Source organism: Janthinobacterium sp. CG_23.3 (assembly GCF_046115965.1).
GTDB lineage: Bacteria > Pseudomonadota > Gammaproteobacteria > Burkholderiales > Burkholderiaceae_D > Janthinobacterium.
Genome location: NZ_JBJXIB010000051.1, coordinates 13,937 through 38,360, shown reverse-complemented (window position 1 = coordinate 38,360; position 24,424 = coordinate 13,937). Strand labels below are relative to the sequence as shown.

Below are 24,424 nucleotides of genomic sequence, written 5' to 3'. Positions count from 1 at the left end.
TCCAGCTCTTGCTCGACAACTCTAATGCCACCGCAAAAACTTCGACTTCAGGCGTAAAATCGTTGGCGCGGGTCGGTTGCATGATTTTCTCCTAAGTTGATTCTTCGAACCTTCACTTTAGGATTAATTTGCGTCTTTTGCCGACCCGCCTTCATTCATAGTATCTACACAAGCTGGCTACTTCAGCATCACCCATTCGCCGTTCTTCACTTCCACCATGCGGAAGGCCGACAGGTCCAAGCCCATGTGCTTGGTCGGCGACATGTTGAACACGCCGGTGGTGCCGACGAAGCCCTTGGTCTGCTCCAGCGCGTTGCGCACCTTTTCCTTGTCGGTGGAGCCGGCGCGCTTGATGGCGTCGACCGACAGGTACAGCGCGTCCAGCGCGTAGCCGCCGAAGGTCGACGGGTCGATCTTGTAGCGGTCCTTGTACTGCTTGTCGTAGTCGGTGACGATGGCTTTCTGCGCGTCGGCCGCCGGCAGCATGGCGCCGATCAGCAGCGCCGGCGTCGGCAGGCGCACGCCTTCGGCCGATTTGCCCGACAGCTTGATGTACTCGTCCGACGCCACGCCGTGCGACTGGTACAGCGGCAGCGCGCCCATGCCCAGCTGGCCGTAGTTCTTGGTGACCACCGCCGGCCCCTGGCCCAGGCCGAACACGAACACCGCCTGGATGCCGGCGGCGCCCTTCAGGCGCGTCAGTTGCGCGGTGATGTCGGTGTCTTTCGGGCCGTAGGTTTCGTCGGCCACCAGCGTGATGCCATACTTGGCCGCGACCGCCTGCGATTCCTTGCGCCCGGACGCGCCAAAGCCGCTGGTTTCGGACAGCAGGCCGACTTTGCCGATGCCGCGCTTCTTCATATCCTCGAACACTTTTTCGGCCGCCATGCGGTCGGTGTGCGGCGTCTTGAACACCCATTTCTTGACCGGGTCGACGATGACCACGGCGCCGGCCAGCGAAATGAACGGCAGGCCGGCCTTGTCGACCAGCGGCGCCATCGCCATCGTCGCGCCGGTGGTGGTGCCGCCGATCAGCACGTCGACCTTGTCGGACTCGATCAGGCGCTTGGCAAAGCCGTTCGCCTTGGCGGCGTCGCTACCGTCGTCGTAATGCACCAGTTCCAACTGGCGCCCCAACACGCCGCCGGCGGCGTTGATTTTCTCGATGTACATCTGCAGCGTTTTCAGCTCCGGGTCGCCGAGGAAGGCGGCCGAGCCGGACACCGACAGCACCGAACCGATTTTGATGTTCTCGGCGGCGCAGGTGGCGCCGGCGACGGCGAACAGTGCCGCGGCAATGACGGTTTGCTTCCAGTATTTCGATACCATGTGTGTCTCCCCCAGTTTTACAACAATCGGATACGGCGCCGCTCGTGCGGCTTTTATTGTTAACTTGTCTCGTAGGTCGGGTTAGCGCGGCGTAACCCGACCTACGTTGTGCTACACGCGTTCGATAATCAGCGCGATGCCCTGGCCGACGCCAATGCACATGGTGCACAAGGCGTAGCGGCCGCCGGTGCGTTCGAGCTGGTTCAGCGCCGCCATCACCAGCCGCGCGCCGGAGGCGCCCAGCGGATGGCCGACGGCGATGGCGCCGCCGTTCGGGTTGACGTGGGCGGCGTCGTCGGCCAGGCCGAGGTCGCGCGTCACCGCCAGCGCCTGCGCGGCGAAAGCTTCGTTCAATTCAATCACGTCCATCTGCTCGATGCCCAGGCCGGTCTGCGCCAGCACCTTGCGCGTCGCCGGCGACGGGCCGAAACCCATGATGCGCGGCGCCAGCCCGGCGGTGGCCATGCCCAGCACGCGGGCGCGGCGCTTCAGGCCGTGCTTGTCGGCGGCGGCGCCGGAGGCCAGCAGGATCGCGCAGGCGCCGTCGTTCAAGCCGGAGGCGTTGCCGGCGGTGACGCCGCCGTCGGGCCGCACCACGCCCTTCAGCTTGGCCAGCCCCTCGTAGCTGGTGTCCGGGCGCGGATGCTCGTCGACCGCGAAGATTTTCGGATCGCCCTTCTTTTGCGGCAGCGAGACCGCCACGATCTCGTTGGCGAAGACGCCGGCGGCGTGGGCGGCGGCCCAGCGCTGCTGGCTGCGCAGCGCCAGCGCGTCCTGGTCGGCGCGGCTGACGCCGAATTCCTCGGCCACGTTCTCGGCCGTCTCGGGCATGCTGTCGATGCCGTATTTGGCCTTCATCTGGGCGTTGACGAAACGCCAGCCCATGGTGGTGTCTTCGATTTTCGCGGCGCGCGAGAAGGCGCTGTCGGCCTTGGCCATGACGAAGGGCGCGCGCGTCATGCTTTCGACGCCGCCGGCGATGACCAGCTCGGCCTCGCCGGCCTTGATGGCGCGCGCGGCCATGCCGACCGCGTCCAGGCTGGAGCCGCACAGGCGGTTGATGGTGCTGGCCGGGACCTCGACCGGCAAGCCGGCCAGCAGCGCCGACATGCGCCCGACGTTGCGGTTGTCTTCGCCGGCCTGGTTGGCGCAGCCGTAGTAGACGTCGTCGACCAGGCTCCAGTCGACGCCGGGGTTGCGCGCCATCAGCGCGGCGATCGGCAGCGCGCCAAGGTCGTCGGCGCGTACGCCGGCCAGGGAGCCGCCGTAGCGGCCGAACGGGGTGCGCACCGCGTCACAGATAAAGGCTTCGTTCACTATTTTTGCTCCGGTTTTCGTTGTCATTGTCAGTTTAGTTGGCGTCGGCGGCGCCGCGTCGGATTACGCCGCGCTAATCCGACCTACGCTTCATGCCGGGGTTTTCGGTCGCTTGTCGACCACGCGCCTGGCTTTGCCGGTCAGCGTGCGTTCGATGCTGCCCGCCGCCAGCAGGCGCACCCTGGTCGTCACGCCGACGTAGGTTTTGATCTGGTGGCCCAGTTCCTTCGCCAGCGCCTCGGTGTCGAATTCGCTCAGCTTGGCGGACACCTCCGGGCGCAGTTCGCCGATCACGTCGAGCTTGTCCAGGTGGCCTTCGCGCGACACCACCAGCTGGTAGTGCGGCGCCAGTTTCGGCATCTTCAGGATCAGCTCTTCGATCTGCGACGGGAACACGTTGACGCCGCGGATGATCAGCATGTCGTCGGAGCGGCCGGTGATCTTGCCGATGCGGCGCATCGCCCGCGAGGTCGGCGGCAGCAGCCGCGTCAGATCGCGCGTGCGGTAGCGGATCACCGGCATGGCTTCCTTGGTCAGCGAGGTGAACACCAGCTCGCCCTCGGCGCCGTCCGGCAGCACTGCGCCGGTGTCCGGGTCGATGATCTCCGGGTAAAAATGGTCTTCCCAGATGACCGGGCCGTCCTTGCTTTCGATGCACTCGCTGGCCACGCCCGGGCCCATCACCTCGGACAGGCCGTAAATGTCGACGGCGTCGATGCCGGCGCGGCTTTCGATCTCGGCGCGCATGGCCTCGGTCCACGGTTCGGCGCCGAAGATGCCGACCTTCAGCGAGGACTCGGCCGGGTCCATGCCCTGGCGCGAAAACTCTTCGATGATGTTGAGCATGTACGACGGCGTCACCATGATGATGTCCGGCTTGAAGTCGCAGATCAGCTGGACCTGCTTCTCGGTCTGCCCGCCCGACATCGGGATGACGGTGCAACCGAGGCGCTCGGCGCCGTAGTGCGCGCCCAGGCCGCCGGTGAACAGGCCGTAGCCGTAGGAGATGTGCACCATGTCGCCGGCGCGCCCGCCGGCGGCGCGGATCGAGCGCGCCACCACGTTGGCCCAGGTGTCGATGTCGTTCTTGGTGTAGCCGACCACGGTGGCCTTGCCGGTGGTGCCGCTGGAGCCGTGGATGCGCACCACCTGCTCGCGCGGCACGGCGAACAAGCCGAACGGGTAGTTGTCGCGCAGCGTCTTCTTGTCGCTGAAGGGGAACTTGGCCAGGTCGGCCAGCGACTTCAGGTCGTCTGGATGGACGCCGGCGGCGTCGAACGCGGCGCGGTAGTGCGGCACGTTGTCGTAGGCGTGGCGCAGTGACCATTTCATGCGTTGCAGTTGCAGCGCCTGCAGTTCGTCCCTGCTGGCGCGTTCGATCGCTTCCAAGTCGGCGGGTGCGGGGGTACGTTGAACCATCGGAGTCTCCTCGTTGTGCTTGCGCGTGGTGCCTGCGCGGTCGCTATGCTTGCTTCAGATGTGCGTGGGAACGACCTCGCCGGCGATGCGGATGGATTTGCCGCGGAACAGCGCGATCAGGCGGCCGTCCTGGTTGCTGACCTTGACGTCGTAGACGCCGCTTTTCCCTGCCAGCGCCTGCTCCACCGCCTCGGCCGTCAGCACATCTTCCAGGCGACCGGGCGCCAGGTAGTCGATCGTGCAGCCGGCGCCCACCGTGTTGTGGTTGTGGCTGTTGCACGCGAATGCGAAGGCGCTGTCGGCCAACGCAAAAATATAGCCGCCGTGGCAGCTCTGGTGCCCGTTCAGCATGTCTGTTCGCACCGGCATGCTCATGCGCGCGTAGCCGGGGCGGATTTCGCCGAGCAGCATGCCCATGGCCTGGCTGGCGCGGTCGCGCGCGTACATCGCGGCGCCGGCGGCCCGGGCCAGGGCCAGCGCTTCGACGGGGTGGCCCTGGTTATGCATGGAAGCGTCCTTTGGTGGCGAGTTTGCGGCGCAGCAGCGGCGCGACGCGGTAGCGGTCCTCGCCGTAGCTGTCGGCCAGGTTGTGCAGCACGGTGGCGATGTGCGCCACGCCGACGGCGTCGGCCCAGGCCAGCGGCCCGCGCGGATAGTTGACGCCCTTTTGCATCGCCACGTCGACGGCGGCGGCGGTGCAGACGCCCTGGTTGACGGCGTCGGCCGCTTCGTTGGCCAGCATCGCCACGGTGCGCATCACGGCCAGGCCGGGCACGTCGTCAAGGCGCGAGACGGCGAAGCCGGCGCCCTGGAACAGGCCGACCGCGGCGTGCCAGGCGGCCGGGCTGCACTGGTCGGCACAGCTGAGGGCGATGCGCGTGGCCGTCGCGTAGTCCAGCGCCAGGTCGAACAGCACGGTGTCGGGGTGGCCATTGGCGCGCGCCCGTTCGGTGGCGCTGCGCCCGTCGCTCAGGTAGATCGCCGCGCCGTTGCAATGGAAGGCCGGGGCCGGGTCGTTGTGCTCGCCGGCGCCGCTGTCGCGGTTGGCGATGTGGAAACCGGCCGCGGTCAGGCGCCGCGCCAGCAGGCCGCTGACGCCGCCGTCGCCGCTACCCGCCTCCAGGCTGTAGCTGACGAAGTCGGGGCGCGGCTGCGGCGCCTCGGTGCGCGGCTGCGGCGCCGCGGCGCCCTCGCCGTACTGGTAGAAGCCGCGGCCGGATTTGCGGCCGAGGAAACCGGCGTTGACCATTTCCTGCTGCAGCACCGAGGGCGTGAAGCGCGGGTCGTTGAAGTAGGCGTGGAAGACCGACTGCGTCACCGAAAAATTGACGTCGTGGCCGATCAGGTCCATCAGTTCGAACGGTCCCATGCGGAAGCCGCCGGCCTCGCGCAGCACCGCGTCGAGGGTGGCGGCGTCGCCGGCCTGCTCGGTCAGCAGGCGCAGGGCCTCGGCGTAGAACGGCCGCGCCACGCGGTTGACGATGAAGCCGGGCGTCGATTTCGCGTGCACCGGGTTCTTGCCCCAGGCCGCGGCGGTGGCGTGGACCGTCGCGGCGACGCCGGCGTCGGTGGCCAGCCCGCTGATGACCTCGACCAGCGCCATCAACGGCACCGGGTTGAAGAAGTGCATGCCGACCAGGCGCTGCGGCAGGCGCAGCTTGGCGGCGATGGCGGTGACCGAGATCGACGAGGTGTTGGTGGCCAGGATGCAGGCGTCGCCCACCACCGCTTCGAGCTCGGCGAACAGGGCGCGCTTGACGTCGAGGTTTTCGACGATGGCCTCGACCACCAGGGCGGCGTCGGCCACCTCGGCCAGCGCGCCGGCCGCTTGCAGGCGCGCCGTCGCGGCGCTGGCCTGCTCGGCCGTCATGCGGCCCTTTTCGGCCAGCTTCAGGTACATCTTGCCGATGTCGGCCAGCGCCTTGGTCACCGCCTCGGGGCGGGTGTCGTAGAGTTTTACGCGGTAGCCGGCGGCCGCCGCGACCTGGGCGATGCCGGCGCCCATGGCGCCGCTGCCGACGACGGCGACGACGCTGCCTGCTGTCAGTGCGCTCATCGCTCAGCTCCCCTTGAATTCAGGGACGCGCTTGGCCATGAAGGCGGCGACGCCTTCGCGGTAGTCGTTGCTGTTGCCCAGCTCGCTCATCATGCCGCATTCGAGCTTGAGCTGCTGTTCCAGGTTGTTGGACGGGCTGGCGTACAGCGCCTGCTTGGTGAAGGCCAGGCCCTTGGTCGGCGCGCTGGCGAAGTGGCTGGCCAGCGCCATGGTTTCCTCGGCCAGGCATTCGTCGGGATAGCATTTCCAGATCAGGCCCCAGCTTTCGGCGCGCTCGGCGGTCAGCTTTTCGCCCAGCATGGCCAGGCCCATGGCGCGGGCGCCGCCGATCAGGCGCGGCAGGAAGTAGGTGCCGCCGGTGTCGGGGACCAGGCCGAGGCGGCAGAAAGCTTCGACGAAGCTGGCCGAGCGCGCCGCCAGCACGATGTCGCAGGCCAGCGCCAGGTTGGCGCCGGCGCCGGCGGCGACGCCGTTGACGGCGCAGATCACCGGCATCGGCAGCGCGCGCAGCGCCAGCACCAGCGGCGCGTAGTTTTTTTCCACCGAGTCGCCCAGGTCGACGCCGCGCGAACCCGGCTCGACGGCGCGGTCGGACAGGTCCTGGCCGGCGCAGAAGCCACGCCCGGCGCCGGTCAGCACCATCACGCGCACGCTTTTGTCGGCCTGGATTTGCGCCATCGCGTGGCGCACTTCCTCGTGCATCGCCTGGGTGAAGCTGTTCAACTTGTCGGGACGGTTCAGCGTCAGTTTGGCTATGCCGTCGGTGATCTCGAAGAGGATGTTTTCGTAGTTCATGGGCGTCTCGGTAGTGTTGTAGTTGCGTGGTGTGAACCGGGGACAGACCCCGTACGGGGTCTGTCCCCTTCTGTCCCCTGCGTAGGCTAGTTTTATTCGGCCTGGTCGAAGTCGACCACGACGGTGTCGGTCACCGGGAAGCTTTGGCAACTGAGCACGAAGCCGCGGGCGATTTCGTAATCCTCCAACGCGTAGTTGACATCCATATCGACCTTGCCGTCAACCAGTTTGCAGCGGCAGGTCGAGCAAACCCCGCCTTTGCACGAGTAGCGCATGTCGATGCCCTGGCGCAGGCCGGCGTCGAGGATCGATTCCTTGTCCTTGTCCATCGTGAAGGTGGTGTGGTTGCCGTCCATGATGACGGTGACCTGGGTCTCCTGGTGCGCGGCGGTGTCGAGCGCGCGCGGCTTGTGCTGGTGCTTCGGAATGCTGGCGGCGAACAGTTCGATCTTGATGTTCTGCTTGGCCATGCCGGCCGCCTGCAGCGCCGCCGAAACGCCCAGCATCATGTCTTCCGGGCCGCAGATGAAAGCGGTGTCGAAGTCCTCGATGTTGATCCAGTGGCGCAGCAACTGCTCGCACTTTTCCTTGGTGATGCGGCCGTTGAACAGGTCGATGTCCTGCTGCTCGCGGCTCATCACGTAGGCCAGGTTGAGGCGCTCCATGTAGCTGTCCTTCAAATCCGTCAGCTCTTCCTTGAAGATCACCGTGGACGAGGCGCGGTTGCCGTAGAACAGGGTGAAGCGGCTGTGCGGCTCGGCCAGCAGCGTGGTCTTGACGATCGACAGGATGGGCGTGATGCCGCTGCCGGCGGCGAAGGCCAGGTAGTGCTTCCGGTTGTCGGCCGCCAGCGGCACGTTGAAGTGGCCCATCGGCGGCATCACTTCCAGCGTGGCGCCGGGCTTCAAGGTGTCGTTGGCCCAGGTTGAAAAGGCGCCGCCCGGGGTGCGCTTGATGGCCACGCGCAGCGCGCCCTCCTGCACCGACGAGCAAATCGAATACGAGCGGCGGATGTCCTCGGCGTTGATGTTGGCGCGCAGCGTCAGGTGCTGGCCCTGCTGGAAGCGGAAGCTCTCTTGCAGCTCCGCCGGCACGGCGAAGGTGACGGCGATGGTGTCGCGCGTTTCGTTGCTGACTTTGGACACGGACAGCGGATAAAATTTGCTCATGGTCTTGCTCTCCATTGCGGGCGGGCGGGCCGCCGCTAGTGACACTTGAAGTAATCGAAGGGTTCGCGGCAATCGACGCATTTGTACAGCGCCTTGCACGGCGTCGAGCCGAACTGGCTGGTCAACTCGGTGTGGCTGGAGCCGCAGTTCGGGCACGCCACCACCAGCTTGGGCGCCGGGCGGCGCTTGACGCCGGCGCTCAAGCCGCTGATGTCGATCACCTGCTGCGCCGGCGGCGCGATGCCGTAGCCCTTCAGCTTGGCCTTGCCGCCCTCGCTCATCCAGTCGGTGGTCCAGGCCGGCGACAACTGGTTCACCAGCCGCACGTTGGCGACGCCGTGGCCGTGCAGCGCCGCCGTCACCGCTTCGGCGATCACCGCCATCGCCGGGCAGCCGGAATAGGTCGGGGTGATGGTCACGACGCACTCGGCGCCGCGCAGCTCGACCGCGCGCACGATGCCCAGGTCGACCACGGAAATGACCGGGATCTCGGGATCGGGCACCTCGCCCAACCAATCCCACACCTGTTCGGCGCTACAGGCCAAGGCGGGTTGAGGATCGGCGCTGGCGGCGGCTGGCGGCTGCTCCATTTACCACTCCGAGTTCGGGTAGGCGCGTTGCAGGAACTGCATTTCGGCCAGCAGGAAACCGAGGTGTTCGGTGTGGATACCCTGCTTGCCGCCCTTTTGCATCCAGGCGTCCGGCGCCGGCATGGCCAGGGTCGCCTCGGCGAAGATCTCGCCGACGTGCTCCAGCCATTGCGCGCGCAGTTCCTCGGCGGCCGGGGCGACGCCGGCCGCGACCATCGCCTGGTCGACCGCGTCGTACCTGAACATCTCGCCGGTGTAGGGCCACAGGCGGCTGGCGGCGGCCTGGGTCTTGGCGTGGCTGTCGGCGCTGCCGTCGCCCAGGCGCACCACCAGGTCGCCGCTGCGGCGCACATGGTAGGTGACTTCCTTGAGCGACTTCTCGGCCACTTCGACGATGCGCGGGTCGGCCGACTTGGCCAGGCCCTGCAACTGAAAGTAGTGCCAGGTGTCGAAGTAAAACTGGCGCACGATGGTGTCGGCGTAGTTGCCGTTCGGTTGCTCCAGCAGCAGGCAGTTCTTGAAGTCGTGCGCGTCGCGCAGGAAGGCCAGCTGGTCTTCAGTGCGGCCAAGGCCTTCGAGTTCGCCGGCGTAGTCCAGCCACAGGCGGGTCTGGCCCAGCAGGTCGAGCGCGACGTTGGTCAGCGCCATGTCCTCTTCCATCGCCGGGCCCTTGCCGCACAGCTGCGACAGCTGCTGGCTCAAGATCAGCGCGTTGTCGCCCAGGCGCAGCAGGTAATTGACTTTATCATCCACGATCACGGTCTCCGCGCGTCACAGGTTTTTGACTTCTTCCGGCATCGGGAAGAAGGTCGGGTGGCGATACACTTTGCTGTTGGACGGCTCGAACAGCGCGCCCTTGTCGCCCGGGCTGCTGGCGACGATGTCGGCGGCGCGCACCACCCAGATGCTGACGCCCTCGTTGCGGCGGGTGTAGACGTCGCGCGCGTTGTTGACCGCCATTTCGGCGTCGGACGCGTGCAGGCTGCCGACGTGCTTGTGCGCCAGGCCGTGCTGGCTGCGGATGAAGACTTCCCACAATGGCCATTCTTTGCTCATGAATATCCCCTTATCTGTATTGGTCTTGTCAGGCCGCCGCTTTGGCGCCGGCGTGTTTGTCGGCGTAGGCCAGCAGCGCGTCGCGGAACCAGGCGCCGTCCTCGTAGGCCTTGACGCGGGTTTGCAGGCGCTCCTTGTTGCACGGGCCGTTGCCCTTCAAGACGTTGTGGAACTCGGACCAGTCGATCTCGCCGAACTCGTAGTGGCCGGTCTCGGCGTTGAATCTCAAATCCGGGTCGGGCACGGTCAGGCCCAGGTAGTCGATTTGCGGCACGGTCTGGTCGACCATGCGCTGGCGCAGCTCGTCGTTGGAAAACAGCTTGATGCGCCACTGCGCCGACTGGGCGCTGTTGACGGACTCGGCGTCGGACGGGCCGAACATCATCAGCGTCGGCCACCACCAGCGGTTCAGCGCGTCCTGCGCCATGGCTTTTTGCGCCGGCGAGCCCTTGCACAGGCTCATCATGATGTCGTAGCCCTGGCGCGCGTGGAACGATTCCTCCTTGCAGACGCGGATCATGGCGCGGGCGTACGGCCCGTACGAGCAGCGGCACAGCGGGATCTGGTTGATGATGGCCGAGCCGTCGACCAGCCAGCCGACGGCGCCCATGTCGGCCCAGCTCAAGGTCGGGTAGTTGAAGATGCTGGAATACTTGGCCTTGCCCGAATGCAGCGCGGCGAGCAGTTCGTCGCGCGACACGCCCAGCGTCTCGGCGGCGCTGTACAGGTACAGGCCGTGGCCGGCCTCGTCCTGGATCTTCGCCAGCAGGATCGATTTGCGCTTCAGCGTCGGCGCGCGCGTCACCCAGTTGCCCTCGGGCAGCTGGCCGACGATTTCCGAATGGGCGTGCTGGGAAATTTGCCGGATCAGCGTCTTGCGGTAGGCGTCGGGCATCCAGTCCTTTGCCTCGATCTTGATGCCGGCGTCGATGCGGGCCTGGAAGGCCAGTTCGTCGGCGCCCATGTCGTCGGCCGAACGTACGTTCTTCAGACCGGTTTCAACCATTTGTGCGTACATGACCACTCTCCAAGTCGGTTTTTGTGCGCGGCGAGGCACACGCGATGAACGGATAATACGATACAAAATTATATTTGAATACACTTGATTTGAATCATTTACAGATTCCGTATCCCGTGCGCACGTTTGCGGCGCCGCGTGCAAAAATAATGCTGCGCCGATGCAAGGGCAAAGTAAACTCCTGCTTTCTTCGAATGTGAACGCGCGATTGCGCAAAGGGCCCGATGAGCGACAGCACCAGCACCGAATGGATCAGCGACTTTCTGGCGGCCGACCCGCCGCGCTCGAAGTCGCTGGTGATGACGATCTTCGGCGACGCCATCGTGCCGCACGGCGGCGTCGTCTGGCTGGGCAGCCTGATCGAACTGCTGGCGCCGTTCGGCGTCAACGACCGGCTGTTGCGCACCAGCGTGTTCCGCCTGGCGCAGGAGGGCTGGCTGGGGGCGCAACGCGACGGCCGCCGCAGCGCCTACGCGATCATGCCGGCGGCGCGGCGGCGTTTCGCGCGCGCCTACCGGCGCATCTACGCGCCGCTGGCGGCGCACTGGGACGGCAGTTGGACCATCATCATCGGCTCGGGCGGCAACATCGCCGCGGCCGAGCGCGGCGCGCTGCGCAAGGAATTGCTGTGGGAAGGGTATAGCGTGATCGCGCCGGGCATCTTCGGCCACCCCGGCGCCGACGCCGAGGTGCTCGAAGAGATCCTCAGCCGCAACGGCGTGCAGGGCAAGCTGTACGTCTGCCGCGCCACCGAGCTGCCGGGCGTGCCGCTGCGGCCGCTGCGCGACATGGTCGCCGAAGGCTGGGACCTGTCCGCCGTGACGCGCGGTTACGAACAGTTCAGCGCGCAGTTCCAGCCGCTGCTGGCGCTGCTGCGGGCGGCCCCGGTGGCGCCCGAGCAAGCCTTCGTCATCCGTCTGCTGCTGATCCACGCCTACCGCCGGGTCCAGCTGCACGACCCGCAACTGCCGCTGGAGCTGCTGCCGGCGCAGTGGCCGGGCAGCGCCGCCTACGAGCTGGCGCGCGCGCTGTACCGGCTGGTCTACACCGGCGCCGAGGGGCACCTGATGGCGACGCTGCGGCGCGAGGACGAGCGCGCCGCGCCGGCCGAGGAGGCGTTTTACCAGCGTTTCGGCGGCCTGCGCTAGCGGGTCTTGGCGGCGTCGGCGGCGCTCGCGGGGTTTTTGATGCGGCCGATCGCCGCCCACAACTGCTCGGCCGCGGCGGGGTTGGCCTGGACGAAGCGCTTCGACAGGCCGAGGTAGAACATTTCCTCGGCGAACGGTAGCGCCAGCGGCTCCACCTTGCCGGCGAATTCCAGCTTCTCCAGCAAGGCCTGGCCGTCGTTCTCCCAGCCGAGCGCGACGTCGCCGCGGCCGGCCGCCAGCTTGGTGAAATTGACCTCCAGGTTCTTGCCGGTGGCGTCGCTCGGCTGCCGGATCGCGGCCAGGCGGTCGCCGATCATCACGCTGCCGTAGCTGACCAGCACCGGGGTGCTCAGCTTGCTGAAATGCCGGCCGTCCCAGCCGACGCCGCCGCCGCTGCGCTGGTACGCCAGCACGCGCACGAACAGCACCGCGCGGCCCGGGTCCGGGCGGCCCTTCTTCATTGGATAGTCGAGCAGCTCGCGCCAGGTCGGCGTGTACGATGCGCTGGGATAGCCGTCGGCCAGGCCGGCGCGGATCTCCTCGCGGCAGCGCGTCACCGGCGCGTGGTACAGCTCCAGCCCGACGCCGGCCTCGGCCGCCGCGGCCTTGACCAGCGCACCGACCGAGCCGCCGCCGTCGGGCGTCAGGAACGGCGGGTGCGGCCGGGCGTCGACGCACAGGCGCAGCTTGAGGGCCTGCGCGTGCGCGGGCAACAACAGTGCGGCGCACAGGCAGCAACGCGACCAAACCATGCCCACTCCCGGGTGTATTGACAACCTAGCAGTGTAATCGGTTTCGTCGGGCGCGCCCAGAAAAAAATACGCCGCAGCAATAGCGGTGGCTTCGGCGCCGGAGTCGTCGACACCAAAGGCGTAAGCCCGGGGTCCGCCCCCTCGCGCCAAGGCCAGAAGACTTGACCCCGGCTCCCCGTCTTGGCTTGGTTTCCAGCGCCGCCGGCCCGCTACAGTTCCACGCCGGCGTCCTTCACCACCAGCTTGGCGCCGGCCAGCAAGTCCTGGCCCAGCTTGTCGAGCGCGTCGACCTGCGCCTGCATGGCGTCGAGGATGGCGCCGTTGAAGACGAACTCGGCCGGCGTGGTGTAGCCGGGAAAACGTATGATGCGCAGCAATTCCTTTAGCGTCGCGCCCTGCCCCAGGCGCGCCAGCGCGTCGCTGAGCGCGTCGATTTTCTGTTCCAGCTGCTTGACGTGCTCGTGCCCCTTGTCCATGCTCGGCTCCGCTTCGATGGGCCGCGCGCCGGCCCGGGCAAACCGGCGCACGGCGCGCGCGGTCACCATCGAACATAGCAAACTGAAGGGGCGCGCGCTTGCGCTGGCGCATGCCGCCGGCGCGAACGACCAGGCCCGGCCTGGTCCTTGTAGCCGGCAGGCGGGCCTACTTGCGGCCAATGCCGATCAGATAGTTCTGCATCGTCGCCTCGGCCACCGAGGCCCACTGGTTCTGGTCCTGGCGGAAGCGTTTCCACGGCTCGTAGACCTTCTTGAACTTGGCGTTGCGGCCGGCCTCCTCCTCCATCACCGCGTTCGACTCCTTGTAGGCGGCGTCCATGATGTCCTTCGAGAAATTGTGCAGCTTGGCGCCGTTCTTCATCAGCCGCGCCAGCGCAGCCGGATTCTTGGCGTCGTAGTCGGCCTGCATGACGACGTGGCACTCGTAGCTGGCCACCTCGATCGCCGCCTGGTATTCCTTCGGCAGCTTTTCCCATTCCTTGATGTTGATGTAGAACGACAGCTGCGGCCCGGCCTCCCACCAGCCCGGCGAATAGTAATGCGGCGCCACCTTGACCAGGCCCAGCTTCTCGTCGTCGTACGGGCCGACCCACTCGGCCGCGTCGATCGTGCCTTTTTCCAGCGCCGTGTAGATGTCGCCGGCCGGAATCTGCTGCGGCACCGCGCCCATGCGCTCCATCACGCGGCCGGCGAAACCGGCGATGCGGATCTTCAAGCCCTTGATGTCGGCGACCGACTTGATTTCCTTGCGATACCAGCCGCCCATTTGCGTGCCGGTGTTGCCGCCGAAGAAATTGATGATGCCGTAGCCCTTGAAGAACTCGCGCATCAGCTCGCGTCCGCCGCCCTGGTCCATCCACGCCGTCTGCTGGCGCGAGGTCAGGCCGAACGGCACCGCGCAATCGAAGGCGAAGGTCGGGTCCTTGCCGAAGTAATAGTAGGACGGCGTGTGGCCCATTTCCACGGTGCCGGCCTGGACCGCGTCCATCACCTGCAGGCCGGGGACGATTTCGCCGGCGGCGAACTGGCGGATCTGGAATTTGCCGCCGGTCAGCGCGGCGACGCGCTTCACGAACTGGTCGGCCGAACCGAAAATGGTGTCCAGCGTTTTCGGGAAGCTCGACGCCAGGCGCCAGCTGACGGCGGGATGCCCGCTCTGCGCCAGCGCCGGCGCGGCGATGGCCGCGCCGGCGGAGGCGCCGACCGCTGCTTTTTTCAAGAAAGAACGACGTTCCATATCAAAGTCTCCGGAGGTTTTTTATTGTCGGAAATGCATAAATAACAAGCCTGTCATTCACCGCTCTAGTGTAGGGGCCGCGCCGCGCGCTGGCAATAGCGCAAATCCTGATGCGCAATTTCTACAACACTGGCAAAACAAGTATCATGAAGTCATTGCACATTGATGCGATACCTAGCGTACTAAAATTTAACAGGAACTTCCCCATGTCCATCAAAATCAGCCACCAATTCGACGCCGGCGCGATCGACGTCGTGCGCGCCGACGCGCCGCACGCCATCGAACTGAACATCCGCAAGGATACGCACGCCGACATCATCCAATGGTTCTACTTCCGCCTGCAGGGCGCGCAGGCCGAGCCGTGCACGATGCGTTTCCTGAACGCCGGCAAGGCCGCCTACCCGGACGGCTGGGTCGACTACCAGGCCGTCGCCAGCTACGACCGCGAAACCTGGTTCCGCGTGCCGACCAGCTACGACGGCAGCGTCATGACCATCGAGCACACGCCGGAAGAGGACAGCGTCTACTACGCCTACTTCGAACCGTACCCGTGGGACCGCCACCTGGCCCTGCTCGACAACGCGCAGGCGTCGCCGCTGGTGAAAATGCTCGACCTGGGCAGCAGCGTCGAGGGGCGCGACATGAACCTGCTGGTGGTCGGCAACCCCGACGCCGCCAACAAGGTGTGGGTCATCGCGCGCCAGCATCCGGGCGAGACGATGGCCGAATGGTTCGTCGAGGGCATGCTCGACGCCCTGCTCGACAACGCCAACCCGTTCGCCCGCCAGTTGCTCAAGGACGCCGTGTTCTATGTGGTGCCGAACATGAACCCGGACGGCTCGGTGCGCGGCAACCTGCGCACCAACGCCGTCGGCGCCAACCTGAACCGCGAATGGATGACGCCGAGCATGGAGCGCAGCCCGGAAGTGTTCGTGGTCAAGAACAAAATGCACGAGGTCGGTTGCGACTTGTTCCTCGACATCCACGGCGACGAGGGCCTGCCGTACGTGTTCGTGGCCGGCAGCGACGCGCTGGAAACCTTCACGCCGGCGCAAAAGGCCGAGCAGGACCGCTTCATCGCCGACTTCAAGATCGCCAGCCCGGACTTCCAGGACGCGGTCGGCTACCCGGACGCGCCGTTCACGCCGGAAGTGCTGACGATGGGCTCGCCGCACATCACGCACGCCTTCGGCTGCCTGGCGCTGACCCTGGAGATGCCGTTCAAGGACAACGCCAACGACCCCGACCCGCAAGCGGGCTGGAGCGGTCCGCGCAGCGTGCGCCTCGGCCAAGCCATCCTGCAACCCATCCTGCAAACGCTGCGCGCGGCGCAATAAGCGGGCGAGCGCCGAGGGGCGTGGCGCCGGCGGCCGGGTGCGCGCGGCGTCAGCCGGCAACGCAAGCCCCCGGGGCGGGGCGGCCCGCTGCGGGCACAGGGCCGGATCGCGCCCGCCGCCCGCGCGGCGCCACGGTGGGCGCCCGCCATTTGTAAAAATACAACACCCGCGCTTTACCCCGGCCGCGCCCGCCGCGCCACCGGTCCAGCCCCCGCCCGCGCTATGGGGCCAGCCCTTTCCCCGCCACTTCCCAGCCATTCCGGCGCCGCGCGCGCCCGCCATTTGCCCACCCCTCCCCGACCTGGTTCATACGGCCGAATTGCGGCAATACGAATTAGAAATTATAATCATTCGCATTTGCGCCTGGGCGCACCTTTTACCGCACCTTTTATATCGATATCGACGCAATGACAAACAGCACAACCGCCCGGCCCTCCGCGCGCTCCTCGGCGTTATCCCGCGCCGCCGCCTTCGCGCTGGCGCTCGGCCTGTCCGCCTGCGGCGGCGGCGACGACGCCGCGCCGACCCCGGCGCCCGCCCCGGCCGGCGCCCTGAGCCAAGCCGCCGCCCTGGGCGAAAAAATCTTCAGCGACCAGTCGCTGTCGGCGTCCGGCAAGCAATCCTGCGCCACTTGCCACAACCCCGCCAACGCCCACGCCCCGAGCGACAAGCTGGCGGCCCAGCTGGGCGGCCCGAACGGCGACGTGCAGGGTTTCCGCACCTCGCCGTCGCTACGCTACCTGGACTTGAACCCGGCGTTTTTCTTTGCCAAGGACGGCACCCCGACCGGCGGCCTCGACCGCGACGGCCGCGCCCGCTCGCTGGCCGAGCAGGCCGAGCGGCCCTTCCTGGCGGCCCACGAAATGGCCAACGCCAACAAGGACGAGGTGCTCGCCCGCCTGCGGCGCGCGGCCTACGCCGAGCAGTTCCGCCAAGTGTTCGGCGCCGCCATCCTCGACAACGCCGACCAGGCCTTCGCCCGGCTTACCTTCGCGCTGCAGCAGTTCCAGAAGGAGGACCCGGCCTTCCACCCTTACGATTCGAAATACGACCTGTTCCTGGCCGGTAAAACCAAACTGGACGACGCGGAAATGCGCGGCCTGGCCTTGTTCAACAATCCGGGCAAGGGCAATTGCGCCGCTTGCCACGCCAGCGCCCGCGGCGCCGACGGCGCGCCGCCGCTGTTCACCGACTTCAGCTTCGACAACCTGGGCGTGCCGCGCAACAAGCGCCTCGCCGCCACGCTCGACCCGGCCTACTTCGACCTGGGCCTGTGCGGCCCGGACCGCGGCGACCTCGCCGCCCGCGCCGACCTGTGCGGCGCGTTCAAGGTGCCGACGCTGCGCAACGTCGCCACCCGCACGGCCTTCTTCCACAACGGCGCCTTCAGCGACTTGACCGAGGTGCTGCGCTTTTACGTGCGCCGCGATACCAATCCCGAGGAATGGTATCCGCTTGGCGCCGACGGCGCGGTGGACAAATTCAACGACCTGCCGCCGCAATACCGCGCCAACGTCAACGTCGTCGAAGGCCCGTACAACCGCCGCCCCGGCATGGCGCCGGCGCTGACGGAGAGCGAAATCGGCGACGTCGTGAAATTCCTCGGCACCCTCACGGACGGCTACCTGGCCCCCTAACCCCTTACTTCAAAGAGAACCAATATGATGAACAAAAACCTGATCGCCGCCGCTATCGCCGCCGCATTCCTGGGCGCCGCGCCGGGCGCCGCCGCCGGCGAAGCCGAACTGCTGCAGCGGATTGAAAAAATGGCCGCCGAGCTGGAACAGTTGAAGCTGGAACTGCGCGCCAGCGCCAGGAAGACCGACGCCGTCGAGCAGCGCCAGCAAACCTTGGCGGCGCAGGCCGCAACGCCGGCCCGCGCGCCGGCCGGCGCGGCGGACGCCGCCGGCCCGTCCGCCCCCGCCACCGTGATCACCGGCTACGGCGAGATCAACTACAACCGCCCGAGCAAGGACGCCAGCGCGGCCCAGAGCGACGTGCGGCGCGCCGTGATCGGCGTCCAGCACCGCTTCGACGACAAGACCAAGGTGGTCGGCGAGTTCGAATTGGAGCACGCCGTCGTCTCCAAGGACGACAGCGGCGAGGTCGAAGTCGAACAGCTGTACGTCGAACGCGAATTCGGCAACGGCATGCGCGGCAAGGCCGGCCTGTTCCTGATGCCGGTCGGCCTGCTCAACACCAACCACGAACCGACCGCGTATTACGGCGTCGAACGCAACTTCGTCGAGACGGCGATCATTCCGACCACCTGGCGCGAAGTCGGCCTGGGCCTGTCGGGCGAATTCGCCAACGCCTTGAGCTGGGACGCCGGCGTCACCACCGGCTTCAATCTGGGCGGCTGGGGCTACGACGCGGACGGCGAGGGGCGCGAATCGCCGCTGGGCAGCATCCACCAGGAAGGCATGCTGGCCAAGTCGCGCGACCTGAGCGTGCACGGCGCGCTGAACTGGCGCGGCGTGCCCGGCCTGCTGCTGGGCGGCTCGCTCTTCACCGGCAAGGCCGGCCACAAGTCGGCCGATTTCGCCGCGCCGAACGCCCGTATCACGCTGCTCGACCTGCACGGGCGCTACACGCCGGGCCGCTGGGACCTGTCGGCGCTGTACGCGCGCGGCCAGATCAGCCACACCGCCGCCCTCAACGAGGCCAACTTCGGCCAGCCCAACCCGGTGCCGAGCGCCTTCGCCGGCTGGTACCTGCAGGCGGCCTACCAGTTGCTGAAGGCCGGCGACTACACGCTCAGCCCGTTCCTGCGCTACGAGCGGTTCAACACCGCCAAGCGCCTCTCCGGCGTGCCACCGGGCCTGGGCATCACCGCCGCCAGCGACGAGAAGGTCGGCACCATCGGCGCCAACCTGCGCGTGGGCGAAGGCGTGGTGCTCAAGGCCGACTACCAGAAATTTAGCGAAGACAGCTCGCGCGACCGCCTCAACCTGGGCGTCGGCTTTTCGTATTAAAATCCGGGCATGATGAAAACCCTGCACCTGGCCGCGTTGGCGGCCGGCGCGGCCAGCGCGCCCGCCTTCGCCACCCAATACCTCACCCTGGAACAGGCGCAGCGCCTGGTGTTCCCCGAGGCGAGCGCCTTCCGCGAACAGAACCTGGCGCTGAGCGCGGCGCAGATGCGGGACATCGAAAAACTCTGCGCCCTGCCGGCGCGCTCGGTCAACTGGCGCGTGTTCGGCGCCTACAAGGCCGACTCCGCGATCGGCTACCTGATCCTCGACGACGTCGTCGGCAAGTTCGAGCTGATCTCGTACGCGGTCGGCGTCAACCTCGACGCCAGCGTGCGCCAGGTGGAAATCCTGACCTACCGCGAAAGCCACGGCGGCGAGATCCGCAACCCGGCCTGGCGCCGGCAATTCGTCGGCAAGAGCGCGCCGGCCGGGCTGGCCATCGGCGACGGCGTCGCCAACATCAGCGGCGCCACGTTGTCGGCCAGCCACGTCACCGACGGCGTGCGGCGCATCGCCGCGATCGCCCAGGTGATGCTGAAAAAATGATACGGCGGGCCCAGCCCTGGTTGGGCACGCTGGTCGACATCCGCGTCGCCGACCCGCTGCCGGCGGCCGAGGCGCACGCCGCGGCCGCGCTGGCCTTCGCCGAGGTCGCGCTGGTGCACCGCCTGATGAGTTTTCACGACGACGCCAGCGACGTCGCGCGCCTGAACCGCGCGCCGCCCGGCGCGCTCGTCGAGGTGCACCCGCACACCCGGCGCGTGCTGGAACTGGCGCAGCGGGTGGCCGCCGCCTCGGAGGGCATCTTCAATATCGCCTGCGCGCCGCAATTGGTGGCGTGGGAACAACTGCCGGCGCCGCCGGGCGCGGCGCCGCGCTACCAGCCCGAATTGGCGGTGTTGCGCTGCGAGCGCGGCGGCGGGGTGCGCAAGCTGGCGCCCGGCTGGATCGACCTGGGCGGCCTCGCCAAGGGCTACGCGGTCGACCTGGCAGTCGCCGCGCTGGCCGGCGCCGGCGTGCGCTCGGCCTGCGTCAACGCCGGCGGCGACCTGCGCGTGCTCGGCGAGGCGCCGTTCGTGGTGGCGCTGCGCGCGCCGCGGCGGCCGCAATCGGCGGCGCTGGAACTGCTGCTGGGCGACGCGGCGATGGCCACCTCGGCCAGCTACTTCTCGGCCGGGATGAAGGACGGCGTGCGGGTCGGCGCGCTGGTCGACGGCCGCGACGGCCGGCCGATGGGCAGCGCCGCCAGCGCCTCGGTGCGCGCGGCCAGTTGCGCCGTGGCCGACGCGCTGACCAAGGTGGTGCTGGCCAGCGGCGACCCGCGCCACCCGGCGCTGGCGGCCTTCGGCGCCAGCGCGCTGATACTGTGAGCGGGACGTCCGCCACAGCCATTCGCCGTACAACACCGGCCAACCCTTATAATCGGCCCCATGCCTTCGACCAAACCCGCCACCGCCGCCCACGCCCGCCACCACGTCAACCTGCGGCTGGAGCGCTGGCACCGCCGCTGCGTCTACCTTAGTTGCGCGGCGCTGTTCGCCAGCGGCGTCGCCTGGCTGCTGGCGCGCTACTGTCTGCGCGCTCCCGGCCAATTCGGCGAAACCATCCATCCGCTGGAGCCATGGGCGATGAAGACGCACGGCGCCGCCGCCATGGTCACGCTGTTTTTCCTCGGCAGCCTGATGAACGCCCACATCCGCCGCGCCCTCAAGGCGGGCCGCAACCTGGCGTCGGGCTGGGCCATGATCGCCACGTTCGCGCTGCTGGTCGTCAGCGGCTTCGGGCTCTACTACCTGGCCGGCGAAAGCGACCGGCCGCTGTGGTCGGCGCTGCACTGGGTCGTCGGCCTGGCGCTGGGCGCCTTGACGGTGCTGCACATCGTGCTTGGCCGACGCGCCAACCCGTCGCGCGGCCACTGAGGCGGCAGCGGGCGCGCCGTAAACCAGCACAAAATATCAAAAGCCGGCCCGGCGCCTCCCTTATCATGTGTTCACTTAGGAGAGCACATGAACTATCTCGGTCACATCCAGCGCGGCGTCGACTACATCGAAGGCCATCTCGCCCCGCCCATCGCCATCGGCGCGGTGGCGCGCGAGTCGGGCATGAGCCCGTGGCATTTCCAGCGCATGTTCAAGGGTTTGACGGGCGACACCGTCAAGGACCACATCCGCTCGCGCCGGCTGGCGCGGGCGCTGGAGCTGCTGCTGAACACGGATAGGCGGATCATCGACATCGCCGTTGAAGCCGACGACAGCCCAAGGCCAGGTTCGACCAGGACTACCTGGCGCACATCAAGCACGGCGTCAGCGCCGAGCAGGAAATCTACGCGCAGGCGCGGATGCACCTGGTCGGCATGCGCACCAGCTTCTTCGGCGCCGACTCGGAGAAAAACAATATCGCCGAGCGACTGCCGCCGCTGTGGCAGCAGTTCCTGACGCGCTTGTCCGAGATCGAGCACACGGTCGGCGGCACCTGTTACTACATGGAAGGGGGGCCTTGATCAGCTGGTTCGGCGTTGCCGCTTCCCCGCCCGCCACCCCGGCGGCCGGCATATAGCGGCCCGGTCGCAGCGTCAACTATTTTTCAATCAACAATTGATTAAAAACAAACCGCAAATAATTTTAATTAAAAAATAACATTTGCTATTTGTACACATGCTACACTGCGCGTCCGCATGTGGGCAGCTTGAATCACCGGCGATTTCGACGCCAGTGGTCCCTTGTATCTTACCAGCCGATCCAAGATCCTTTCTCACTTGCGGGGGAATGCTCCATCATTTCCTCCATCAACCTCCCATTAATTAGTCAACTATGAAGAAGTATATGTGCGTGGATTGCGGGTTTATCTATGACGAGGAAGTTGGATTATCGGCATATGGAATCGCACCAGGAACGCTGTGGACCGACATCCCAGACGGCTGGAACTGCCCTGACTGCGATTTGACAAAATCCGATTTTATACTTTTAGAATTTTAACTTTTTTTTGAGGTAATTGATTATGGTTACGCAGAATAGCGCCATGTTTGACGATTCAATTTCTTTCGCCAGCGGCATCGCGCATCAAAAATATCTGAGGGCGGAGGACGGAATCAATGTCGCGTTTGAGTCGGGATGCACGCATTGGTATCTGGACGCCAGTTTGATCGGCGAGATGGTCGACGATTGGACCGACGAGCGGATTGACAACTTGAACACGCTGATCCGGAAGACCCGCGTCCAGCCCATCTTCCACGGGAATTTCAAGGCGCCCCTCGCCAGCGACGTCGATGTATTCCGGGTCGCCGCAGTCGCCTATGTAAAAAAAGAAATAGATATTTGCGCCAAAATCAAAGCGCCGTTGATCGCGCACGGCGGCTGCATTGTCGAGCCAAAAATGGTGGTTCAGGCAAAAAAAATTGCGCTGGACAACTACTTGAAATCCGTGACGGAGCTAGCCGAATACGCTGCGGACAAAGGTGTGGATATCTACTTGGAGAATCTTTCCAACTACAAGAACTACCGGCCGTTCCACTACATCTTCACCAACTTTGATGAATATGCTTATATTTTTGATAACTTAAAGGACAATCAAAACGTTTTCATGTTCCTCGACATCGGCCATGAGAATATTTGCGACGGCAACCCTGTCGACGTCATCAGAAAGCACCACCACCGAATTAAAGGGATATCGTTCAGCAACAACAACGGCGTTCAAGACCAGCACTTTGGCATCGGTGAAGGCACTTTGGATTATGACGCCATTATTGACGAGATCTTAAAGTGCGGATGGCGCGGCCTGGTTGCGTTTGAGACGAGAAGCCGCTCCACTGCGCAAAGCGTGGCGGATATCTCGGAGATCAACCAGAAACTCCTGGAAGCCGTGGGTAACTAGGCGCAAGGGTTGGGGTGGCGTTGGCCCGCCACCCGAGGGCGGGCAAGCGTTGATATCGGCGGTTTTTTCTATAGGATAAACATGAACATGAAGCTTTACGCCCTTTTCCTCATCATGGCGACGATGACCATCCTGAGCCCGGGTCCGGGCGTGATCATGACGCTGACCAATTCCTTGCGCGAGGGCTTCCGTGGCACCGTTAGCGGCATTATGGGGCTGGCCTTTGGCATCGTGATCGTGGCCGGGATTTCCGCCACCGGCTTGGGTCTCGTCCTAGCGACTTCCGCCCTCGCCTTCACGGTGATCAAATTTATCGGTGCCGGCTACCTTGTTTACTTGGGCGTGCGGCTGTGGCGCGCGCCACCCTTCCAGTTTCACGAATTGGCGCCGCGTGAAGTGAGCATGCGGCGGCGCTTCGCGGAAGGCCTGTCGCTGCAGGTGACGAATCCCAAATCGATTTTTTTCTTTCTGTCAGTCTTCCCGCAGTTCATCGACCCGTCCGCCGCTTACGGGACCCAGTTTTCATTTCTGGTATTGACTTTCAGCGCGCTGCTGATAGGGATTCATTTCATGTACGCCTTCTTTGCGTCCAAGGCAAAGACGTGGCTGACTTCGGAAAAAGGCGGGCTGGTGGTGAACAAAGTCGGCGGTGGCACGCTGGTCTTCTTTGGTGTAATGCTAGCGACGGCGAAACGCTGACGGCGATGGCCGACGGCGCGGCGTCGTCAAAAAAAACCCGCAATCCGCGGGTTTTTTTGGGGAGCAATCCGGCTTATTTGCGGCCGGCGTTGATCAGGTAGTTTTGCATGGTTGCCTCGGCAACCGAGGCCCATTGGTTCTGGTCCTGGCGGAAACGCTTCCACGGCTCGTAGATTTTCTTGAACTTGGCGTTCTTCGCCGCTTCTTCGTTCATGACGTCGGTGGCCGCCTTGTAGCAGGCGTCCATCACGTCTTTCGGGAAGTTGCGCAGCTTGACGCCGCTTTTCAGCAGCCGCGCCAGCGCCGCCGGGTTTTTCGCGTCGTATTCGGCCTGCATCACGACGTGGGCTTCGTACGACGCCACTTCGACCGCCGCCTGGTATTCCTTCGGCAGCTTTTCCCATTCCTTGATGTTGACGTAGAACGAGAACGAGGCGCCCGCTTCCCACCAGCCCGGCGCGTAGTAATACGGCGCGACCTTGAAGAAGCCGAGCTTTTCATCGTCGTACGGGCCGACCCATTCGGCCGCGTCGATCGTGCCCTTTTCCAGCGCCGGATAGATGTCGCCGCCGGCCAGTTGCTGCGGCACCAGGCCGAGGCGTTCCAGCACGCGCCCGGCGAAGCCGCCGACGCGCATTTTGGTGCCCTTCAGGTCGGCCACCGATTTGATTTCTTTACGGAACCAGCCGCCCATCTGGGTGCCGGAGTTGCCGCCCAGGAAATTGACGATGCCGTAGCCCTTGAAGAATTCGCGCGTCAGCTCGCGTCCGCCGCCCTGGTCGTACCAGGCGGTGTGCTGGCGCGAGGTCAGGCCGAACGGCACCGCGCAGTCGAACGCGAAGGTGGCGTCTTTGCCGAAGTAGTAGTAGGAGGCGCTGTGGCCGCATTCGACGGTGCCGGCCTGGACCGCGTCCATCACTTGCAGGCCCGGCACGATTTCGCCGGCCGCGAACGCGCGGATGTTGAACTTGCCGCCGGTCAGCTCGGAGATGCGTTTGATGAAGGTGTCCGACGCGCCGTAAATGGTGTCCAGCGATTTCGGAAAGCTCGACGCCAGGCGCCAGTTAATGGTCGGTAGCGCTTGGGCCAGCGCCGGCGCCGCGATGGCGCCGGCCGATGCGCCCACTGCGGTTTTTTTTAGAAAGGAACGACGTTCCATA

General features: G+C 65.9%; 27 protein-coding genes. 11 read left to right on the top strand and 16 right to left on the bottom strand.

The window, feature by feature from the left end:
• Positions 1-177 precede the first annotated feature (177 nt).
• The 11 genes from ACFDR9_RS13815 to paaA form a co-directional block, all read right to left on the bottom strand.
• Entirely contained in the window at positions 178-1,329 is a 1,152-nt protein-coding gene (locus ACFDR9_RS13815; protein WP_409031342.1) for an ABC transporter substrate-binding protein, read from the bottom strand.
• A 111-nt stretch (positions 1,330-1,440) separates the two neighbouring features.
• Positions 1,441-2,646: a 3-oxoadipyl-CoA thiolase gene (gene pcaF, locus ACFDR9_RS13810; protein WP_017877438.1), complete on the bottom strand. Its 1,206-nt coding sequence runs from the start codon at positions 2,644-2,646 to the stop codon at positions 1,441-1,443.
• A gap of 90 nt (positions 2,647-2,736) precedes the next feature.
• A complete protein-coding gene (gene paaK / locus ACFDR9_RS13805) occupies positions 2,737-4,065 on the bottom strand; it encodes a phenylacetate--CoA ligase PaaK (protein ID WP_409031341.1) in 1,329 nt (442 codons plus the stop codon).
• Positions 4,066-4,119: 54 nt separating this feature from the next.
• Entirely contained in the window at positions 4,120-4,572 is a 453-nt protein-coding gene (paaI, locus tag ACFDR9_RS13800; protein WP_409031340.1) for a hydroxyphenylacetyl-CoA thioesterase PaaI, read from the bottom strand.
• The gene (paaH, locus tag ACFDR9_RS13795; protein WP_409031339.1) at positions 4,565-6,121 is read right to left on the bottom strand and encodes a 3-hydroxyacyl-CoA dehydrogenase PaaH; all 1,557 of its coding nucleotides are present in this window, start codon (positions 6,119-6,121) and stop codon (positions 4,565-4,567) included. The genes paaI and paaH overlap by 8 nt, the downstream gene beginning before the upstream one ends.
• A gap of 3 nt (positions 6,122-6,124) precedes the next feature.
• On the bottom strand, positions 6,125-6,916 hold the full coding sequence (gene paaG, locus ACFDR9_RS13790) for a 2-(1,2-epoxy-1,2-dihydrophenyl)acetyl-CoA isomerase PaaG (protein ID WP_409031338.1): 792 nt from the start codon (positions 6,914-6,916) through the stop codon (positions 6,125-6,127).
• A 92-nt stretch (positions 6,917-7,008) separates the two neighbouring features.
• Positions 7,009-8,085 carry a 1,2-phenylacetyl-CoA epoxidase subunit PaaE gene (gene paaE / locus ACFDR9_RS13785; protein ID WP_409031337.1) on the bottom strand — a complete coding sequence of 359 codons (1,077 nt, stop codon included), beginning with the start codon at positions 8,083-8,085 and terminating at the stop codon, positions 7,009-7,011.
• A 35-nt stretch (positions 8,086-8,120) separates the two neighbouring features.
• Positions 8,121-8,675, bottom strand: a complete 555-nt coding sequence (paaD, locus tag ACFDR9_RS13780; protein ID WP_409031336.1) for a 1,2-phenylacetyl-CoA epoxidase subunit PaaD — start codon at positions 8,673-8,675, stop codon at positions 8,121-8,123.
• Positions 8,676-9,428 carry a 1,2-phenylacetyl-CoA epoxidase subunit PaaC gene (gene paaC / locus ACFDR9_RS13775; protein ID WP_409031335.1) on the bottom strand — a complete coding sequence of 251 codons (753 nt, stop codon included), beginning with the start codon at positions 9,426-9,428 and terminating at the stop codon, positions 8,676-8,678. It abuts the gene before it with no gap.
• An 18-nt stretch (positions 9,429-9,446) separates the two neighbouring features.
• Entirely contained in the window at positions 9,447-9,731 is a 285-nt protein-coding gene (gene paaB / locus ACFDR9_RS13770) for a 1,2-phenylacetyl-CoA epoxidase subunit PaaB (RefSeq protein WP_026133038.1), read from the bottom strand.
• 28 nt (positions 9,732-9,759) lie between these two features.
• The gene (gene paaA / locus ACFDR9_RS13765) at positions 9,760-10,749 is read right to left on the bottom strand and encodes a 1,2-phenylacetyl-CoA epoxidase subunit PaaA (RefSeq protein WP_409031334.1); all 990 of its coding nucleotides are present in this window, start codon (positions 10,747-10,749) and stop codon (positions 9,760-9,762) included.
• Between the two features lie 224 nt (positions 10,750-10,973).
• On the opposite strand from paaA, the gene paaX reads away from it, so the two are divergent.
• Complete coding sequence (gene paaX, locus ACFDR9_RS13760; protein WP_017877448.1) at positions 10,974-11,897, top strand: phenylacetic acid degradation operon negative regulatory protein PaaX; 924 nt, start codon at positions 10,974-10,976, stop codon at positions 11,895-11,897.
• Here the strand turns inward: paaX and ACFDR9_RS13755 are convergent.
• The 3 genes from ACFDR9_RS13755 to ACFDR9_RS13745 form a co-directional block, all read right to left on the bottom strand.
• Positions 11,894-12,649, bottom strand: a complete 756-nt coding sequence (locus tag ACFDR9_RS13755) for a hypothetical protein (RefSeq protein WP_409031333.1) — start codon at positions 12,647-12,649, stop codon at positions 11,894-11,896. The genes paaX and ACFDR9_RS13755 overlap by 4 nt on opposite strands.
• 209 nt (positions 12,650-12,858) lie before the next feature.
• Positions 12,859-13,125 carry a hypothetical protein gene (locus ACFDR9_RS13750; RefSeq protein WP_409031332.1) on the bottom strand — a complete coding sequence of 89 codons (267 nt, stop codon included), beginning with the start codon at positions 13,123-13,125 and terminating at the stop codon, positions 12,859-12,861.
• Between the two features lie 166 nt (positions 13,126-13,291).
• Entirely contained in the window at positions 13,292-14,383 is a 1,092-nt protein-coding gene (locus ACFDR9_RS13745; protein ID WP_026133040.1) for a TRAP transporter substrate-binding protein, read from the bottom strand.
• 206 nt (positions 14,384-14,589) lie between these two features.
• Here ACFDR9_RS13745 and ACFDR9_RS13740 point away from each other — a divergent pair, with 206 nt between their 5' ends.
• The 6 genes from ACFDR9_RS13740 to ACFDR9_RS13715 all read left to right on the top strand — a co-directional run bounded on the left by ACFDR9_RS13740 (position 14,590) and on the right by ACFDR9_RS13715 (position 20,614).
• Positions 14,590-15,720 (top strand): M14-type cytosolic carboxypeptidase, encoded by a 1,131-nt coding sequence (locus tag ACFDR9_RS13740; RefSeq protein ID WP_017877452.1) that lies wholly within the window; start codon positions 14,590-14,592, stop codon positions 15,718-15,720.
• A gap of 407 nt (positions 15,721-16,127) precedes the next feature.
• Positions 16,128-17,357: a cytochrome c peroxidase gene (locus ACFDR9_RS13735; protein ID WP_327075903.1), complete on the top strand. Its 1,230-nt coding sequence runs from the start codon at positions 16,128-16,130 to the stop codon at positions 17,355-17,357.
• Between the two features lie 24 nt (positions 17,358-17,381).
• On the top strand, positions 17,382-18,695 hold the full coding sequence (locus ACFDR9_RS13730; RefSeq protein ID WP_327075904.1) for a hypothetical protein: 1,314 nt from the start codon (positions 17,382-17,384) through the stop codon (positions 18,693-18,695).
• Positions 18,696-18,704: 9 nt separating this feature from the next.
• Positions 18,705-19,241 carry an FMN-binding protein gene (locus ACFDR9_RS13725; protein ID WP_327075905.1) on the top strand — a complete coding sequence of 179 codons (537 nt, stop codon included), beginning with the start codon at positions 18,705-18,707 and terminating at the stop codon, positions 19,239-19,241.
• Positions 19,238-20,065, top strand: coding sequence for an FAD:protein FMN transferase (locus ACFDR9_RS13720; protein ID WP_327075906.1), 828 nt, complete (start codon positions 19,238-19,240; stop codon positions 20,063-20,065). Before ACFDR9_RS13725 ends, ACFDR9_RS13720 begins: the two co-directional genes overlap by 4 nt.
• Before the next feature lie 60 nt (positions 20,066-20,125).
• Positions 20,126-20,614 carry a DUF4405 domain-containing protein gene (locus ACFDR9_RS13715; protein ID WP_017877457.1) on the top strand — a complete coding sequence of 163 codons (489 nt, stop codon included), beginning with the start codon at positions 20,126-20,128 and terminating at the stop codon, positions 20,612-20,614.
• 122 nt (positions 20,615-20,736) lie between these two features.
• On the opposite strand, the gene ACFDR9_RS13710 is transcribed toward ACFDR9_RS13715, so the two are convergent.
• Positions 20,737-20,922 carry a hypothetical protein gene (locus ACFDR9_RS13710; protein ID WP_327075907.1) on the bottom strand — a complete coding sequence of 62 codons (186 nt, stop codon included), beginning with the start codon at positions 20,920-20,922 and terminating at the stop codon, positions 20,737-20,739.
• Here ACFDR9_RS13710 and ACFDR9_RS13705 point away from each other — a divergent pair.
• From ACFDR9_RS13705 to ACFDR9_RS13690, 4 genes are all read left to right on the top strand, one after another.
• Positions 20,834-21,130: a hypothetical protein gene (locus tag ACFDR9_RS13705; RefSeq protein ID WP_409031343.1), complete on the top strand. Its 297-nt coding sequence runs from the start codon at positions 20,834-20,836 to the stop codon at positions 21,128-21,130. The genes ACFDR9_RS13710 and ACFDR9_RS13705 overlap by 89 nt on opposite strands.
• Positions 21,131-21,505: 375 nt before the next feature.
• Positions 21,506-21,670, top strand: coding sequence for a rubredoxin (locus ACFDR9_RS13700; RefSeq protein ID WP_081611881.1), 165 nt, complete (start codon positions 21,506-21,508; stop codon positions 21,668-21,670).
• Positions 21,671-21,713: 43 nt separating this feature from the next.
• Positions 21,714-22,565: a sugar phosphate isomerase/epimerase family protein gene (locus ACFDR9_RS13695; RefSeq protein ID WP_327075909.1), complete on the top strand. Its 852-nt coding sequence runs from the start codon at positions 21,714-21,716 to the stop codon at positions 22,563-22,565.
• A gap of 81 nt (positions 22,566-22,646) precedes the next feature.
• Positions 22,647-23,264: a LysE family translocator gene (locus ACFDR9_RS13690; RefSeq protein WP_017877462.1), complete on the top strand. Its 618-nt coding sequence runs from the start codon at positions 22,647-22,649 to the stop codon at positions 23,262-23,264.
• A gap of 73 nt (positions 23,265-23,337) precedes the next feature.
• Here the strand turns inward: ACFDR9_RS13690 and ACFDR9_RS13685 are convergent, their stop codons facing one another.
• Positions 23,338-24,423, bottom strand: a complete 1,086-nt coding sequence (locus ACFDR9_RS13685) for a TRAP transporter substrate-binding protein (RefSeq protein ID WP_409031331.1) — start codon at positions 24,421-24,423, stop codon at positions 23,338-23,340.
• Position 24,424: the final 1 nt, after the last annotated feature.

What these genes read in the sequence shown, in the direction of transcription:
- ACFDR9_RS13815 (WP_409031342.1), bottom strand. Translation starts at nt 1,329, where the DNA reads ATGGTATCGAAATACTGGAAGCAAACCGTCATTGCCGCGGCACTGTTC.
- paaK (WP_409031341.1), bottom strand. Translation starts at nt 4,065, where the DNA reads ATGGTTCAACGTACCCCCGCACCCGCCGACTTGGAAGCGATCGAACGC.
- paaI (WP_409031340.1), bottom strand. Translation starts at nt 4,572, where the DNA reads ATGCATAACCAGGGCCACCCCGTCGAAGCGCTGGCCCTGGCCCGGGCC.
- paaH (WP_409031339.1), bottom strand. Translation starts at nt 6,121, where the DNA reads ATGAGCGCACTGACAGCAGGCAGCGTCGTCGCCGTCGTCGGCAGCGGC.
- paaG (WP_409031338.1), bottom strand. Translation starts at nt 6,916, where the DNA reads ATGAACTACGAAAACATCCTCTTCGAGATCACCGACGGCATAGCCAAA.
- paaE (WP_409031337.1), bottom strand. Translation starts at nt 8,085, where the DNA reads ATGAGCAAATTTTATCCGCTGTCCGTGTCCAAAGTCAGCAACGAAACG.
- paaD (WP_409031336.1), bottom strand. Translation starts at nt 8,675, where the DNA reads ATGGAGCAGCCGCCAGCCGCCGCCAGCGCCGATCCTCAACCCGCCTTG.
- paaB (WP_026133038.1), bottom strand. Translation starts at nt 9,731, where the DNA reads ATGAGCAAAGAATGGCCATTGTGGGAAGTCTTCATCCGCAGCCAGCAC.
- paaA (WP_409031334.1), bottom strand. Translation starts at nt 10,749, where the DNA reads ATGTACGCACAAATGGTTGAAACCGGTCTGAAGAACGTACGTTCGGCC.
- paaX (WP_017877448.1), top strand. Translation starts at nt 10,974, where the DNA reads ATGAGCGACAGCACCAGCACCGAATGGATCAGCGACTTTCTGGCGGCC.
- ACFDR9_RS13755 (WP_409031333.1), bottom strand. Translation starts at nt 12,649, where the DNA reads ATGGTTTGGTCGCGTTGCTGCCTGTGCGCCGCACTGTTGTTGCCCGCG.
- ACFDR9_RS13750 (WP_409031332.1), bottom strand. Translation starts at nt 13,125, where the DNA reads ATGGACAAGGGGCACGAGCACGTCAAGCAGCTGGAACAGAAAATCGAC.
- ACFDR9_RS13745 (WP_026133040.1), bottom strand. Translation starts at nt 14,383, where the DNA reads ATGGAACGTCGTTCTTTCTTGAAAAAAGCAGCGGTCGGCGCCTCCGCC.
- ACFDR9_RS13740 (WP_017877452.1), top strand. Translation starts at nt 14,590, where the DNA reads ATGTCCATCAAAATCAGCCACCAATTCGACGCCGGCGCGATCGACGTC.
- ACFDR9_RS13735 (WP_327075903.1), top strand. Translation starts at nt 16,128, where the DNA reads ATGACAAACAGCACAACCGCCCGGCCCTCCGCGCGCTCCTCGGCGTTA.
- ACFDR9_RS13730 (WP_327075904.1), top strand. Translation starts at nt 17,382, where the DNA reads ATGATGAACAAAAACCTGATCGCCGCCGCTATCGCCGCCGCATTCCTG.
- ACFDR9_RS13725 (WP_327075905.1), top strand. Translation starts at nt 18,705, where the DNA reads ATGATGAAAACCCTGCACCTGGCCGCGTTGGCGGCCGGCGCGGCCAGC.
- ACFDR9_RS13720 (WP_327075906.1), top strand. Translation starts at nt 19,238, where the DNA reads ATGATACGGCGGGCCCAGCCCTGGTTGGGCACGCTGGTCGACATCCGC.
- ACFDR9_RS13715 (WP_017877457.1), top strand. Translation starts at nt 20,126, where the DNA reads ATGCCTTCGACCAAACCCGCCACCGCCGCCCACGCCCGCCACCACGTC.
- ACFDR9_RS13710 (WP_327075907.1), bottom strand. Translation starts at nt 20,922, where the DNA reads ATGATCCGCCTATCCGTGTTCAGCAGCAGCTCCAGCGCCCGCGCCAGC.
- ACFDR9_RS13700 (WP_081611881.1), top strand. Translation starts at nt 21,506, where the DNA reads ATGAAGAAGTATATGTGCGTGGATTGCGGGTTTATCTATGACGAGGAA.
- ACFDR9_RS13695 (WP_327075909.1), top strand. Translation starts at nt 21,714, where the DNA reads ATGTTTGACGATTCAATTTCTTTCGCCAGCGGCATCGCGCATCAAAAA.
- ACFDR9_RS13690 (WP_017877462.1), top strand. Translation starts at nt 22,647, where the DNA reads ATGAACATGAAGCTTTACGCCCTTTTCCTCATCATGGCGACGATGACC.
- ACFDR9_RS13685 (WP_409031331.1), bottom strand. Translation starts at nt 24,423, where the DNA reads ATGGAACGTCGTTCCTTTCTAAAAAAAACCGCAGTGGGCGCATCGGCC.